Below are 15,247 nucleotides of genomic sequence, written 5' to 3'. Positions count from 1 at the left end.
ACGGGCGGCAAGCTTTCCACCACCATCCATGCCGACAACGGCCCCCTCATGATCCAGCGCTCGATTGCGCTGTGCCCCCGGGCCGAGCGGGACAATCTCGTCAGCGCTCTGGCGCAGTCGCTGCGCTTCGTCATCAACCAGCGTCTGTTGGATCGCGTCGGCGGCGGACGTGTCGCGGTGCGTGAATACCTGACCTTTCATCAGGATCTCCGCCGTCAGCTCATGCGCACCGAAAGCGAGCTTTGGCCCGATCTCGTGGCTCAGGCCATCGACAGCGACGGCCAGAGCTATGCGGTCGCCATTCGCAAGGCTCTGGAAGACGGGCTGATCACCGAACAGACGGCCAATGAGGCCTGGAGGAGAGACGCCTGATGTGGCGCGCAACCGCAAAACCTGTCCGTCTGGCCATCCTTGATGGCCGGGCCTGTCTGCCGCTTCTCGTGACGGTCACGTACTGGAGCTGGACGACGCTGTATATTGGCGTCCTCGGGACCGCCCTGTTTGCAACGATCAGCTTCTTTGGGCTGACGCTGCCGGCTGCCCTCAGAACCGTCCGCCGCCTCATCACCGGCCCCGTCCGGTCTGGTCGGCCGACCTGGAAGCGGAGGCGCTACGGATGACCGCCTCTCCTGCCATCGGCGTGCTTTCAGACGTTCTGGTCCGTGCTATCGACCGCAAGGGCCTCAGCGTTCTGTTGAGGGATGCCACCAACTCAACCCCCTGCGCCAGCACGGTCGCGGCGTCCAGCAGCGGTTTCCTGCCAGCCTTCCTGATCACCGCCGAGGCGCTGTGGTTTGAAATGACGCGGCACGGTTTTGGCCTGAAGCTGGTCGATGATCCTGAAGCCGCCCTCGGCGTGACCGTCATCGACCATGACGCGCAGTCAGCCGTCACGGTCCTGCTCTGCCTGCTCGATGTGCTGGACGCGCTCCCGGTTCAGAACGGCCAGATCAATCTGTGTGATCTGACCGGCCTCTGGCAGGCGAGCATGGCGCGTCTTCAGCCTGTCTCCGTCCAGAAGGAGCAGGCCACATGAAAACCCGCCTTTTCTTTCCGTTGGCCCTAGCGGCCCTCCTGGCGGCCCCGGCTGCCTCGGCCGACGACGGCGGACGCCAGATTGCGGCCTGCCTGAAGGAGTCCGCTCATAACGCGCATGTGCCAGCGGGCGTCATGCTGGTCCTGCTCTATGTCGAAGGCGGCCATCCCGGTCAGGCCGTGCAGAATACCAACGGCACGTCCGACCTTGGCCCCATGCAGGTCAATACGATCCATGTTCCCGAGATTGCGCGCCACTGGCACACCACCCCGTCCCGCGCCTACGCGGCGTTGCGGAACAATTCCTGCGCCAATCTTGAAGCGGGCGGCTGGATCCTCGGGCAGGAAATGACCAAGGCCCGGGGCGACCTCTGGCAGGCCGTGGCGGGCTATCACTCCCATACGCCCCGCTTTGGCACGGCCTATCTTAAGCGCTTTTACGAGATTTCCCAGACCCTGATCCGCACCAGCCATCCAGGAGACCCGGCATGAGTGGCACAGTTTCGCGGTCCTCAGGCACACGCTCGTCCGGGGAAATCACCCTGATGCTGGCCGGTGTTGCGCTGTTGGGCATGGTTGTCCTGGCCTATATGGTCTGGTCAACATTCCACACCGAGATCAGCCGTTTCTACTGCAAGGCCCTGATCTGGCAGATCGGCATCCTGTCGCCGACGCCCGAGCTGGCGCATCTGAATATCCAGCTTCATCAGGCCCTGCACCATCCGGCATCCATTCGTCTGATTCAGCTCTATTACGGCCTGTCCATCGTCGGGATGCAACTTCGGTGGGTTGCGGTCCTGGTCGGTGGAATCTGCGCGGGCCTGTGCCTCTTCTTCGGGGAGAACAAGGCGCTGCGGGCCGTCCTCGATCTCGAAGGCCTGATTGCCGTGCAGGCAAAAATGTTTCCGACCCTGCGGGGGTTCGCCAAGCGCCGCATCACCCGGCTGGTTGCGCCGTCCACCGGGGCACCTCTTCCGGCCGATCCCGCCCTGACGGCTGACGAATGGCGCAGCAGCTTTGCCACGGCCGCTGATGGCAGTTTCAGTGAGGTTTGCGCGCAGGAGGCGTTCGAGCGTCAGCTCGGCCCGCACTACACAACAGCCGGACCCGTCGCGACACCACCTGCGGCTCAGGTGCTCTTTGCGGCCTTTGCGCTGCACAAACTCAAGCGTCGCGATGAGGCCATGACCCTGCTCGGTCAACTGTCTGAAGGTCTGGCAGACGCAGGACTTGATGGCGATACCGGCCCGAAGGTCAGCCTGAAGGTGCCCGCAGACGTCCTGAAGACCGCGCAGGACTTCCTTGCAGACCCCGAGGTGCAGGCCACGATCGCGCAGAGCTGTGACCGTCACGGATGGACCACGACCGCCCTCATGACGCTTCTGTGCGATGCCCGATTTGAAGCTGGCGTGCTGGCGCCTCCGGCATTCGCCATCGTCAAGCTGATCGACCGGCCGCTTTGGTACGCCCTGCACTCCCTGGGCTACCCGAGCGAAAATCCCAACGAAGACGTGCATCCCAATCCCCGGATCGAAGCCGCTGGCGCCCGCGCCCACTGGTCCGAGGAACAGCGCCTGCGTCGCCCCCTCTACATCCCGGTGCTTGATCGCGCCCTTTCCACGCTCCGCTCCGCCTGAAGGACAGTTTCATGACCCGCATCATTCTCCAGCATGGCCAGAACGCACCCCTCACGCTCGACATCGAGGAGGGCAGCACGGCTCCGATCCATCTTCATTTTTCGCAAGCCCTGCCTGTCGCGGCCCCTCTGGCAGAGATCGCCCCGGTTGGACCTCAGGCCGCTCCGGCCACCAGGATCCGCCGCTTTCTGCCGGTTGCCGCGACAGCCGCCGTCTGCGCAGGTCTGTTGTACACCTTCGGCGGCCTGCACGCCTCCGCGCCTGCGATGCCTGAATCTGCGCCTCTTCCGCCATTGCCCTCCAGCGGCCCGCTGGAGACGCAGCCGCAAGGTCCGGCACCGACCGCACCACAGCAGATCCTGAAGGCGCTGCATCAGCCCGCCCATCTGGAAATGCCGCCGTCCGCGCCAGCACAGGCTGGCTCTCCGTTCGGCCTGGAGAACTAAGGGCATGACGGCTCGTCAGATCGGCGCACCGCTTGGCCACCAGCAGGTCGAGCGGGGAAAGACATACCGCGACACGCGCCCGTTCTGGACAAAGACAAAGGAGGAGCTTCGCTCCCCTCTGGCTGGTTGGCTCGGCCTCGTGGGGGTCGGTCTGGGCTGGTTCGTGCCTGCCATTGATGGAGCGCTGATCCTCGCGGCGCCTGCCGTGGCAGCCTGGGTTGTCCTCCGTCCTGATCGTCTTCCGCTCCATATGCCGCGCTACAGCGGGCTGAAGGATGCGAACGATCTCAATCCCAAGGATCGCAAACCCCGCCAGGCCAACGGCATTCTTTATCTCGGCACCGAGGCGCGTACCCGTCGCCAGCTCTGGATGACGTCCGACGCGGCCCGTCAGCACGCGGCCATTCCGGGCACCACCGGGTCCGGCAAGACCACGGCCATTGTGTCTCTGATGACAAATGCCCTCGCGCATGGCTCGGGCTGCATTTTTGTGGACGCAAAAGGTGATAACACGGTTTATGGCGATGTTCTGGCACTCGCACGCCGCTTCGGGCTGGACGACCAGGTGCTGGCGCTGAACTTTCTCGCCGCCTCCGGTACGCGGGATTCCAACACGTTCAATCCGTTTGCCACCGGAAACGCGGATGCCATCCGCGAAATGCTGGTTAGCCAGCTTGGCGAGCAGTCGGCGAATGACTCCAACGGCGTCTTTCGTGACCGTGCTGTCGGCCTCATCGGCACAGTGGTTCCGGCCCTCGTCTGGATGCGCGACACACATGGCATCCCCATCAATATCGACGCCATCCGCTATGCCACCGACCTGCGCTGGATTGGCACTCTTGCGCGGCACAAGGTCTTCCTTATCCGTAATCCCGGATCCAATCAGGCCATCGAGCGCAGGGTCGAAGACATTCCGGACGATGTGCTGTGGCCGCTTCAGGCGTATCTCGGCGAACTGCCCGGCTATGATTCCTCTCTGGAATGGAACGCGCAGAAGGAAAACAAGCCGTCCGAGCAGCACGGCTATGCCAAGATGTATTTCTCGCGCGTCTTCACCCAGCTTGGCGTCAGCCTCGGGCATATCTTCAGCGCCGAGACGGCCGACATCATCATGCGCGATGTGGTGCTGAACCGCCGCATCCTGATCGTCATCCTGCCGTCTTTGGAAAACTCGTCAGACAGTCTGGCAGGCTTGGGCAAAATCGTCGTGGCCTCGCTGCGCGGTGTGATGGCCCAGCTCCTCGGTGCGAAGCTGCACGGCTCTGCCAGCGAAGTGTTCAAGCTGAAGGCCGGTGCCGGTGATGCGCCATTCCAGATCTTCTTCGATGAGTTGGCCGCCTATGTGACGGACGGCATGGACCGGATGCTCGCCATGGGCCGTGGCCTGAACTGCATGTTCTGGATCTCGTTTCAGGACTTACCCGGCCTGACAGCCCGGATTGGCGAAAAGGCCTTCTCCCTTCTCGGCAACGCAAACCTGACCCATGCACTACGGCTTCAGGATGCCATGAAGACCCGTGAATGGCTGGAGCAGCAGGCCGACAAGGTTGAGGTGACACAGGCAACGCGCGTGGAGAATGACGGCTATGGATATTACAACGGCTCAGGCGCTGAGGTCCGCGAAGTCTCCCGCCTCCCCTGGAACGATCTGCAAAGCCTGATCGAGGGTGAGGCCGTCACGATGTTCGGCGGCCGGGTCATTCATTCCAAGACCTTCTTTGCCGACATCAATGGACGCTCAGGCGAAGTACGACGCGCCCGTCCGGTCATGCTGCCGTCTCCCAAGACCGGCCATGGTGTGGATCCGGATGCCGAGACATGGGGCATTGTCGAAACGCTGGAAAACGGCGACTTCCAGATCGAGACGGCCAGTTCGGCCTTCCCACCAGCGGTCGCTGCCCTGATTGGCAGGATCGCGAATGAAAACCATCGGGACAGCAAGGCCCTCATGGGCGATGTCAGTACCACCCTGACAGATCTTTCAGACTACCTTCGCGCCACTACGGCTCACGGTCATGGAGAAGGTAACACGCCGTTCGCGGGGATGCTGGCCTGGGGCCGCGTCCAGCGCGACGACAACAAGGATGAAAGCCTGGTTCCAGCGCAGCCCATGGACGGGGCGTTTCTGGGGAAGGTTGAACAATTGGAGCGCCTTGTTGGCAGTCGGACAGGGCGGACGCCTCGACGCCGCGCCGTGCTCGTTCTGGCGACACGTGATCAGCTCAGCTCTCTTCCGGCCGATACGTCTGGAGCGAAAGGGGAGAGCGAAAAAGAGATCTTGGCAGCCTTCCGCAAGTTGGGGGGCAGGCTGCAGGCGTGAGCGGTTATCTTAGATGGGTACGGGATAAAGTAAGTAAGTTAGTTGGCGTCCTAACCGTCGCGATCGAAGTATAGGGGCCTCCCCTGCTCGCAGGAAGCGATAAACCGAGCCGTCATTTTTTCGGGTGCCAAAGGTACAAAAGGAGCATTTATCTTCTTGGCTTGCGTCTTCAAAACGGCAAGACGCAAGCCCGCTCCCCCTATCCAGTCTAAAATTTCATTTTCGACACTCTCTGTGTCAAATGTACAAACGTTAACCAAACCGCACGACCGAGCGATCTGCTCAATGCCCTGAGTAGACGACAAGTTAACTTCCTGACATCCGGTAGATACGTATGCTCCGTTATCTACTATCACGATTGATAGATTATCTGGTCCGAATTTCGCAACAGATGCCAGTCCTCCCAGATTCATGAGAAGGCCGCCGTCGCCTTCAAATACGAGAGTACGCAAACCGCTCGCAGTAGCTACACCTAACCCGACGGGAATTGTCATACCCATCGACCCAAGAAGATAAAATGATCTCGGACTATCGGCCACGGAATATGCAAGGTTCGCTAAATCACCCAAGGGAAATATAAACTGGTGATCAGGGAAAAACGATGGGAGGAGCGAAAGTATTTTAGCAAGTCTATCCATAGCTAATTCTCTCCCCAGAGGGCCACACACGGTAGTCTGTTGTTAATCGCTTTGCTTTTCGAAATAGATAGGGCTTCAGTGAAATCAATTGCCGTACAGGTCATTGTCATGGCCCCAAGCGCTGCAACCGCAACCCTGGTAGCATTCCCAACGGGTCTCTGGGTAAGATTATGGTCTGAAGTGCCACCCCGCATACTTATCAAGCATACCAAAGGTATTCGATAGGCGACTGCAAGAGATCCTAAGCAGTTAAGAGAATTAAGTAGGCCTGAAGATTGCATTAATACAATTGGAACGACCCCGCCAAGTGCTAGACCGCACCCGGTAGCGATTGCTTCCTCTTCACGAGAAGCCAAAATTAAGGTTTCGCAAGCTCTTTCGTCGAACACCTTTTTAAACCGCGAACACGGTACGTAAGTCGCCGCACGGAACCCATTGCGAGTAATTGCTATGTTGAGAGAGTGCTTCATCTTGCGACCTCTGCATCATGAACTGATCTCAAACCGACCCACGGAGCAACCACACAAAGGAAGAAAGCAACCAATGCCAACAACAATAATAATATATTTATAGGTATCTCTCTTATAAATGAACCTACTACAGCAGTAGAACACCCACTTCCAATATTGAATGCAGCGCCGAGAGACGCATTCAATTCAGTATGGAACTCCTCATTATAAAGCGCTGATACTAGCATGTAAGAAGAAACAAAAATTGGTGTCATGCCATAACCGAACATAATTGCTGATAATACTTCTGTGAAAATATTATCAGCAATGGAAAATAAGAACAAAGAAACGGTTAATGGGACCCCATAATATATTATCTTCTTACGTTCGTCGGCTTTGTACGGAGACAGGCGATCTCCACATGATGCCGAAATTGCCCCTGAGAGAGATATTACACCAAGAATAACCCCTGAAATCGCCTGACTCTTCGTATAAGAAGAAGCCCACGCAGGCAGCACGATCGTAAGAGTACCGATGCTAATTCCTATCCCCAAGGATGGAAGCAGTAACCCAACACTTTTCAAAGAGAAATATAGCCGAAAGGAGTTTATGCCACGATTTCCGCAGCTCTCGTTCTGCTCGATTTGGGATTGCTTCCGATTAATCGAAAACAATTTTTTTGCATCTGAGTTCTTACCGACCTGAACGACAATGTAACTACCTACAAAGCCCGCGATGGATCCCAGAGGAACTCCCCATTGAGGCCCGATTGAAACCCATATTATCGAGGTTAATATTGGCGTCAGTGCGAATACAGCTTCCTCCATCACCGAATCTATTGAATGCAAAAATTTTTTTTCGCTTGGGGAGCCTGATATTTGATTCCACGCCGATCGTACCACCGCCCCAGTAGGCGGAGCAGAAATTGCTCCCAATGCAATCAATAAGAATGCGAAAATAGTACTATGAAGATAAAATGAAGAAGCAATGCAAAGGCAAAATGATATACTACTAACGATCGCCATGGATACAATTATAACACTGGGGGAGTAGTTTTGTATTATCCTTGATTTAACCGGACCTGATAGCGATACTGCAATCATAAATATTGTTGATGAAAACCCCGCCGAAGCGAAGTCGTTTTTTGACGCGAAATAGGTTATAAGCCCAAAGGGTATCATGCCAGCGGCTATACGCGACGCACACATTGCCGCAAGAATTGAGGCGACACCTCGTTTGCGTAGAACCGACATACGACCCAATCGTTGCGCAGAGGTCATCAATCACGCTCCATAATCACATGGCTGCACGATGCCCAGGTCGACAGTTTCTGTAGCAGCAGCTCAATTTCGTCAGGGGAGATTGAGTCATCGAATTCTTGAGCTTCAATGAAGAGCGTTTCACCCGATTTCCGAGGCGCTACTCGACCGACTATTCTGTGCCCTTTTAAGACCGGCATTCCAAAGTAGCCGAATTTTCGTTTTAATTTGGGCTTATAGCTCTCCAAAATATAATCTCGTTGAAAGAGATTTTTCTGGCGTCCTCGTGACCATACGAGTGAGTCGAGGGGAGAAATAGCTACGATACTTTCGGCAGAAAAGGACATTTCTATATCCTTTGAGATGTACCAAATTGCCGCAGACCCCTCGACCATTACCCTTTCATATTCACTTTCTATTAGAATTTTACGAGCTTCTGGCAGGCTAATCTTGAAATAGTCCGCGACATCTCGATCTGTTGCTATACCAAGTGCGCGCATCGACAAATCAACCACATGCCTCAAACCGAGATCATCGCAGTGGCGAGAACTTCTTATTGGATAAGGTATGCTCTCGGTAGGAAGACTATATATGCGTTGCCAACGGCTATTGCGGCTCGTGCATACAAGGTCGCCTACGCTGAGCAGCCACTCACATGCCCAACGTGTCGCCGATGCTCTATTCCAGCCTTTGCCAACACTCGGCTCCAGTTCGGTCATTGTCTTCGGCCCTTCAGCCGAGATCACTTTCAGTACGCTCTTGCAGACAAGCTTATCAACTTCGGGACCAATGAAGCCTGAGGCCCTTAGCCTTCTGCGACGCCACTCCATATGAGGCCATAGCGACATTGGCATAAGTGAATGAGCGTGCCCCCATGTCTCGAAGTGTTCGGTGCTGACGTCAGTTTCTTTACACGATATTCCTCGGCTCAAGAAAACCAACTCATGAGATCTGCGAACCGCCCGAATAGCATCTATTTGAATGCATCCGAGTTTTTCTAAAACCGTTTGTGAACTTGTCTCTTTGTCAATATTTCGCGTAAGTAGTTGTGCAGAAACGGCTATTTTCTGTGCTTCTGACAATGATATATACTGTATATTTTGGTGACTCACTCAGGAAATTCCGAATTGTTTTGCAATTCACGCTGGAGAAATGTGAAGCTACTTCTCCAGCGCGCTCTCTATTCTATGCTAAAACGAGCTTGTCATCTTTACTGTCTTCATGAAGACGTCGTTCAACCTTTGTGGGGTCGAAGGTTGAAACGCTGCACGGACCAAAACCTACGCGAACGCTTTCAAGTGGAATCTCAGCGGTAGGATCGTCCAGATTTGCCCCACTGAGCCGGACTATCGTGACAGCATGAGATGCAAAATCTTCAATGCTATTGTATTCAAAGAATGGAGGGCGGGCAAATAATGCGACGAACGCAATATCTGTTTCGTCAACCGTTACTCCCCGCGGCCCAGGACCAACCTTGATATACTTGGTGACCTCAAGGCTATCGAGGTTTATCACAGCCATCGAGTTATCACGTTCGAGCGTGACAAGCGCATGCTTACTGTCGTTTGTGAAGGCTACTGCACGTGCTCCGCTGGCCCGCAGAGAAACATTCTCGACAACTTCGTCCTTGTCGAGGTCAACAACGGGCACGAACCGTGGGGTATTGCACGCTACCAGGGCAATATTCCGCGTCTTATCGACATTGAGGCTATACGGGAAGGTATCTTCCCCGATAGTAATTTTTTTCAGCAACTTGACTGAATCAATGTCGCCCGCATCCAAGCCTGAAACGTCTATTTTCGCGAGTGCACCCTCACCCCAAAGACAGACATATGCATTGCCGCCTGCAACAATCATGTGGCGGGGATCTCGTCCCACCTCAAGTTCAAGCACTTCACGTCGCTCATTTAGGTCGACCACGGAAATCGTATCTGAGCCCGAATTGGAAACAAGAAGGTATTTATTATTTCCAACAAGGTGAAGGCCGCGCGGCCCTGATCCAACCTCAATGCGTCCGACCTCTTTATGCGTTAACGCATCAATTTCAGAGACAGTATTGGTGCTTGTATTCGAAACAAATCCCCGGCCATCAGGAGTGAATTTAACACTTCCCCGGGGGGCATTTCCAACCCGAATCTGCGCAACGCGTTCGAATTTGCCGTTTTGGTTCCGAATTACTGTAAGCAACCCTGAATCAGTGTCGGTTGAATAGACGTCCATGACTTTTGTTCCTCCGTAGATTATTTACAGGGAGACATTTACTATTCTTTATTTTTGGTTAGGAAGAAGAATCTACCTGATTATTTTTCTCCCTACCCATGGTTACTATCAGTGACGCCAAAAAGAATTTACAACAAAAAATTTCATCATCACGAAAGAGTGAATATACAAGTTTCGCATCTGGCTGCCGGACCCATATTTGATTGCTTTTCGTAAATCATGCGTCGGAAAACCAGCAAACGAATGTACCGATGCGTTTCTGAAACAAGGTGCCGCACCTGTTTTCTGTCCAGAACAGATATTGCTCGATACCGTTGAGAGGCGGGGCCCACTGTAATGCTCTAGCCAGCATTCCTGTCTCTATCCCATTCTTGTGCTACACGAGGGCCGATAAATGCACCGAAACCCTTTTAATTCGATCAGCACGCAAATCGCGCTCTTGTTGTGACATTGTGACCCGATGATTGGTCATCATCACCTCGATTTTCTGATCCAACTCTTTGAGCCTCGGAGTTGCCGTCTTCTCCAACATGTTCGCCAGCACGCGGTTGGCCACCTCACGTCCGTAATCTCGGCCATCCTGCGCCATTTCTTCCTGCATCTTGCCGAGACGGATCAGCTCCTGAACGTGCTTTTCCCGTTCCTCCTGCGACGTGAAGGGCAGATCCATGCCAAGCGCCTTGTAGGGCTTATTGGACATACCCTTGGCCACATGATTCCACAGATCGTCGCTGGTGATCTCCGTCGTATCACCGAGCGCGCGCCCGTTGCGCACGGCCTCAAACGTCGCGCCGTCTGAGATCATGGTCCAGGTCGTCCCCTTGGCCCGGCTTTCTGCCACGTAGGACGTAAACCCGGTTGCCGTCGCCACGCCTCGTGGGAGTGCGTTGATATGCTCGTCTGAGGTGAGGCCCTGGGCGGCATCAATGGTCATGGCATGACCGAAGCCAAGCAGGATCCGGCCGGTCTTGTGGTCCTTCAGGCGACGCCATTCAACATCCGCCTCCCGTCCGTCCTTCATCCGGACTTTCAGGCCATCCTTGCCGTGCGAGACAACCTCCACGACATCCCCATTGTTGCCAACGGTGGTCCCTGTTCCTTCGACCGCCCCCCAGGTGCGCCGGAAAAGGCGCAGCCTATCGCCGGCAGCGACCTGAAGCTCATAGGTTTCGCCACGCTGATCGACCGCATCCAGTGTCACTTCATCCCGGGAAATCTCGCCACGGTTCTGCAGGATCCTGCGCACAGCGCGGCTGAGGTCGGCCGCGTCCTGGTTGGTCAGGGCCGACATGCTAATTCCGCGCTTTGATCCGGACGCGGCCAGAGCGTCGCGGCGCGTGACATAAAGGTCAGCGATTTTTTGCAACACCTCATCCTGATCGCCACCGACGAGACGGATAGTCCCGTCCTCGCGCTTCATGTCGATGGCGCGGCGGACTTCCTCAAAGTGAAAGGCGTTGCGGGGATCATCCCAGTTTTCCTGATCCCGGTTGGCGTAGGCGGCCTTTCCTTTTGGGCGACGCGTCTCCAGTGCATCCGCACTCGGCTTCTCGCCACGGAACAGTCCGGCGATCTCACGATTGCGGGCAGTGGTCTGGCGAACCGTTGACAGCAGTTCCGGCATGTCTTCCTTGGCCAGCACCCTGCGCAGGATCTCGACGGTATCACCGGCCTCAATGGATTGAGCCTGCTCCCGATCGCCCAGGGCCTTGATGGTGCAGCCGCTCGCGCGTTGCAACTCCAGAAGCTGAAGCATCTGGCGCGGTGCGATCTGGCCGACCTCGTCAATGACCAGAACCGTATTCTCGTCCACGGTCTGCTCGCCTTTCTCAAGGCGGCTCAGGAAGGGCATCATGGCGTAGCGCTGATGGATCCCGGCATCGCCAAGCGCATCGGCCTGACGCCAGGCCGTCGCAAGACCGATCACCTCACGGCCCTTCTCCGAGAACCGGGTATCCCGCTTCCAGGCATCCACGAGTGGCTGAAGCAGCGTTGTCTTGCCGGAGCCGGCAACACCCGTGAGCATCGAAATCTTTCCGGCCTTCCCCAAGGCGTAGATCGCCGCCTTCTGGGACTGGCCGTGCTCGTTGTCAAAATCGAGGTCGCATCGCGCGATGGCCTCTGTGAGTTGGGCGTCCGAAAGAGACGCACTGCGATCCGCCGAGGCCCGAACGGCCTCCTTGGCAAGGGTCTCCTCGATACGGATCTGGGCCGTATTGGTCACGCGGACCCGGTCATTCTTCACGCAGGAGACAAGGCTAACCTGTTCGCCCCGAACCTCCAGGCCTTTGTCCTCGATCAGTTTGACAACCTGGTCGATGTCTTCAACGCCCCCGGGGATGCCCGCTCCAATGAGGCCGCGAGCGGCGTACATCCTCAGCTTGTCATGATCGAGAACGGCCGCCGTCTCAAACTCCTTGCCGAGATGCTTGGCCGCGAACGCATAGGCCTGCTCATGCCGGCCCGCGACGGATACCTCCGTGGCCTCAGCCGTGCCCATGACGCTGTGATGCTCCCAGCCAATCGCGGCGGCGCGTTCGCGCCAGGCCTGAACGTCGTCAGCGGATTCGTTCTTCTTCTGCCTGTGCGCCAGACTGGCGGCCTTGAGCATCTTGTTTTTCAGCTCGGCCGTCATGGTATTCCAGTCGTGCCCCTCCTTCTCGGCATAGGCCCGAGCGGATCGCGTCACCTCGGCCGTGCGGCTGGAAAAAGCGTCACAGGCCTCCTGCGGAACGGCGGAGATAACGGTTGCCTGCTCCTTGGCGTCGTAGGACTGCGCGATCCCGAGCTTACGAAGCTCATCCGCCAGTTCTGCCTGGAAGAAGGCGCCGAACTCATGCACGCGGGAGCGCAGGCGCTTGGTATCCAGCGAGCCCACATGACCGCTCTCGGTCACAACCACATTGTAGAGCGAGTTGTGGATGTGCATCTGCGGATCGCCCCCTGTCGGGGCCTCACGCAGATAGGTGGTATCGGTCTCGGCATCATGCAGGGTCAGGGTCGGGCGCGACGTGCGGTGACGGTAGGACGTCCAGGCAACCTCCCCGGCCTCTTCTCCGTCTTCCCCCCCATGCCCACGTCGCGCGAAGCCTAGCTCGCGGGCCACGTACTGCATGGTCGCATCATTGGCCCGCTGCACAGCGTTCCAGATAGCGGCCCCTTCGGCCTGTGTTGGCGCGAACTCGGCAGCCAGCGTGACCGACTTGTGCGGGGCCATGGTCAGATCATAGGCGCTGATCTTTCGCTTCGCCTGAGACCATTGTTCGCCATTGTCAGCGCGCTTGCCCTCGAACAGGGCCGCAAGTGTTTCGGTGGTGGGCATGGCCCGCCGATCCACGCCGAGGACGTCCGCCATCTGCTGGCTCATGCCCGGATTGAACGAGGCCCGGCCATCACGGCCGAGGTAATAATTCGTGAGGCGCTGACCATCACCGTCAGGCACCTTGCCGGTGTCAGTGCGGAAATCGTGCTCCGGATCCGGTGCCCCTTCGGTGAAATAGGCGGCCACGAACTTGCCGTTACACTCCGCCGAAATCTTGCGGAAGGTCATCATGACGTGTGGCCGTCCTCTGTCTTCGGACGAACCTTACGGCCTTCAAGGAGGTCGTTGTTGCGGGCGGTCGTGTGGTCGATGCGCCTGATGACCGGCTCCTGATCCTTCATCAGCTCGACGAGGCGCGCAAGAATGTCGTCCAGTGTCGGGCCGTCTCCCTTCTCCGAGGGGGTCAGAAGCTCGATCAGGATACTCAGCTTTTCGCTGATGAACCGGATCTCTTCTCCTTGCTCGTCAGAGCGGGCGAGAAGGTTCTGAAGAAGCTCCCGATCCGAAACGTCGGTCTCGGGAGCGCGGTCGGGGGTCTGGGTCTGATCTGTCATGAGGGCAGGATAGAAAGCCCTCATGCGACTGAGATCATTTCGTCGCAGCCTTCGCTAGCGCCAAGGCTTTGTTTTCCGAAGCTCGCTGGACCCATTGTGCCAGACGGGTGCTTAGGGAGATGGCCTGATCGAGCTGCTGGAGGCCTTCATCAAGTGTCAGCGGTTCATTGAGAATCGCAATCTCTGCGCGATAGCTCCGCCACAGCGACCCCACCAGCTTTGCCGAACTCACCAAAGCCTGCATGTCTGCCTGATCGCAGTCGAGTAAGATCTCGTCCATGTCGCGCGCTTCGATCACGAGTGGCGCATTCGGCAGGCTTAAAACGACATAGCGGCCCGGTGCCTGAAAGCACGCCTTTAGGTGCTGTTGGTCTTCAAGGTTTTCAGATGAACCTCCTGGGAGCGCGTAGAAACCTGTCTCCCGGATGCGAGGAATAACCTCTTCTGTAATCCAGCGGCGGAAGCGTTTAGCGATCGGTTTCCGGGATACGAAAGAGAGATGATACGCGCCGCTCTCGGTGACACACACGACCTGCTGCGGGCCACCTGCGGTCTGAACTCGAATGAGAGTCTTTTCGTCATCGTCCAGTCGCTTCGCCGCATCGGCAGGCCCTTTGATTTCCAGCGCTCCGCAGATGTCCGCAATCAGAAACCATTGCCGCCCCTGGTAGGAGGCAGAGCGCAGCGTCGCTCCGGCGAAGATGAACTCAGACGACGTTTCAAGCGGTAGGCCACCTGCCTTCTGTTGCTCGTAGGTTGTCTCTGCTGCCGGTGTCACTGGCGTCTCCTTCGGGTTGGGACAGTGATCATGACAGCGTGGTCTGCGATTGAACCGATCGTCAAAAGCGCGACCAAAGGGTGAGGCTACTAACCGCACCCTTTTCCTCTTTTGCCTCTCGGCGGCGAAGCCGTCCGCACCAACGGTGCAATGGTCTATGAAGAAGCTCTTTTCTATGCCGTACTTACGCCGTGCCTTCGCCGTGACGACGCCGTGTTAACGCCGTAGAAGAGCCGTGGTAACGCCGTGTCAACGCCGGACTTGCGCCGTGAAAACGCCGTGTGTATAGCTCCAGACGGCTGTATTGGGCTCTGGGACCATGTCACGCAGAGGCCGTCAGTCCCGCGCCGTGTCCAAAACGGACACACTTCGAGGAGACGTCCGTGACAAATCCACTTCGAGACCTGAAGACCTCCCGGAATGGAAAGCGCGCATTGCGGGACCGGGCGAGCCCACTCTACAGGTGGCTGCGTACGAACATGGCCGAAGTCTCCGAACTTCGTGAATCCGGTGTGGCAACGTGGAAAGATATTCTCGGTGCTGCGCGTCTTTCGGGGCTGAATGTCGAGGTCAGCCAGCAGATGGCAAA

Annotated in this window: 13 protein-coding genes and 2 pseudogenes; 8 read left to right on the top strand and 7 right to left on the bottom strand. The window is 56.9% G+C overall.

The genetic code is table 11. The features are described 5' to 3' along the window. From GCE01_RS15780 to GCE01_RS15750, 7 genes and pseudogenes are all read left to right on the top strand, one after another. A pseudogene (locus GCE01_RS15780) lies at positions 1-372 on the top strand (secretion protein); the annotation flags it as partial. Beyond that, on the top strand, positions 372-620 hold the full coding sequence (gene icmT / locus GCE01_RS15775; RefSeq protein WP_015074953.1) for an IcmT/TraK family protein: 249 nt from the start codon (positions 372-374) through the stop codon (positions 618-620). The pseudogene GCE01_RS15780 and the gene icmT, both read left to right, overlap by 1 nt. Beyond that, positions 617-1,036 (top strand): hypothetical protein, encoded by a 420-nt coding sequence (locus GCE01_RS15770; RefSeq protein ID WP_062028339.1) that lies wholly within the window; start codon positions 617-619, stop codon positions 1,034-1,036. The genes icmT and GCE01_RS15770 overlap by 4 nt, the downstream gene beginning before the upstream one ends. Next, positions 1,033-1,527, top strand: a complete 495-nt coding sequence (locus tag GCE01_RS15765) for a lytic transglycosylase domain-containing protein (protein WP_062028341.1) — start codon at positions 1,033-1,035, stop codon at positions 1,525-1,527. The genes GCE01_RS15770 and GCE01_RS15765 overlap by 4 nt, the downstream gene beginning before the upstream one ends. Continuing rightward, complete coding sequence (locus GCE01_RS15760) at positions 1,524-2,672, top strand: secretion/conjugation apparatus DotM-related subunit (RefSeq protein ID WP_015074950.1); 1,149 nt, start codon at positions 1,524-1,526, stop codon at positions 2,670-2,672. The genes GCE01_RS15765 and GCE01_RS15760 overlap by 4 nt, the downstream gene beginning before the upstream one ends. Positions 2,673-2,683: 11 nt before the next feature. Further along, on the top strand, positions 2,684-3,118 hold the full coding sequence (locus tag GCE01_RS15755; protein ID WP_015074949.1) for a hypothetical protein: 435 nt from the start codon (positions 2,684-2,686) through the stop codon (positions 3,116-3,118). A 4-nt stretch (positions 3,119-3,122) separates the two neighbouring features. Further along, entirely contained in the window at positions 3,123-5,438 is a 2,316-nt protein-coding gene (locus GCE01_RS15750) for a type IV secretory system conjugative DNA transfer family protein (protein ID WP_062027316.1), read from the top strand. Positions 5,439-5,488: 50 nt separating this feature from the next. On the opposite strand, the gene GCE01_RS15745 is transcribed toward GCE01_RS15750, so the two are convergent. The 7 genes from GCE01_RS15745 to GCE01_RS15715 form a co-directional block, all read right to left on the bottom strand. Then, a complete protein-coding gene (locus tag GCE01_RS15745; protein ID WP_016738535.1) occupies positions 5,489-6,076 on the bottom strand; it encodes a thiamine pyrophosphate-dependent enzyme in 588 nt (195 codons plus the stop codon). Positions 6,077-6,542: 466 nt separating this feature from the next. Next, on the bottom strand, positions 6,543-7,805 hold the full coding sequence (locus GCE01_RS15740; protein WP_082790599.1) for an MFS transporter: 1,263 nt from the start codon (positions 7,803-7,805) through the stop codon (positions 6,543-6,545). Next, positions 7,805-8,896: a DNA glycosylase AlkZ-like family protein gene (locus GCE01_RS15735; RefSeq protein ID WP_015074944.1), complete on the bottom strand. Its 1,092-nt coding sequence runs from the start codon at positions 8,894-8,896 to the stop codon at positions 7,805-7,807. Before GCE01_RS15735 ends, GCE01_RS15740 begins: the two co-directional genes overlap by 1 nt. Positions 8,897-8,969: 73 nt before the next feature. Beyond that, on the bottom strand, positions 8,970-10,004 hold the full coding sequence (locus tag GCE01_RS15730) for a YncE family protein (protein ID WP_015074943.1): 1,035 nt from the start codon (positions 10,002-10,004) through the stop codon (positions 8,970-8,972). A 376-nt stretch (positions 10,005-10,380) separates the two neighbouring features. Then, positions 10,381-13,557 (bottom strand): MobF family relaxase, encoded by a 3,177-nt coding sequence (mobF, locus tag GCE01_RS15725; RefSeq protein ID WP_099213601.1) that lies wholly within the window; start codon positions 13,555-13,557, stop codon positions 10,381-10,383. Next, a complete protein-coding gene (locus GCE01_RS15720; RefSeq protein ID WP_099213600.1) occupies positions 13,554-13,904 on the bottom strand; it encodes a hypothetical protein in 351 nt (116 codons plus the stop codon). The genes mobF and GCE01_RS15720 overlap by 4 nt, the downstream gene beginning before the upstream one ends. Positions 13,905-13,914: 10 nt before the next feature. Beyond that, entirely contained in the window at positions 13,915-14,658 is a 744-nt protein-coding gene (locus GCE01_RS15715; protein WP_015074939.1) for a BRO-N domain-containing protein, read from the bottom strand. 383 nt (positions 14,659-15,041) lie between these two features. Between GCE01_RS15715 and GCE01_RS15710 the strand changes: the two are divergent. After that, positions 15,042-15,247, top strand: a pseudogene (locus tag GCE01_RS15710) (hypothetical protein); the annotation flags it as partial.

Source organism: Gluconobacter cerinus, assembly GCF_002723935.1.
In the GTDB taxonomy this organism is placed as follows: Bacteria; Pseudomonadota; Alphaproteobacteria; order Acetobacterales; family Acetobacteraceae; genus Gluconobacter; species Gluconobacter cerinus.
The sequence above is the reverse complement of the archived record's forward strand: the minus strand, read 5'-3'. Positions and strand labels throughout refer to the sequence as shown.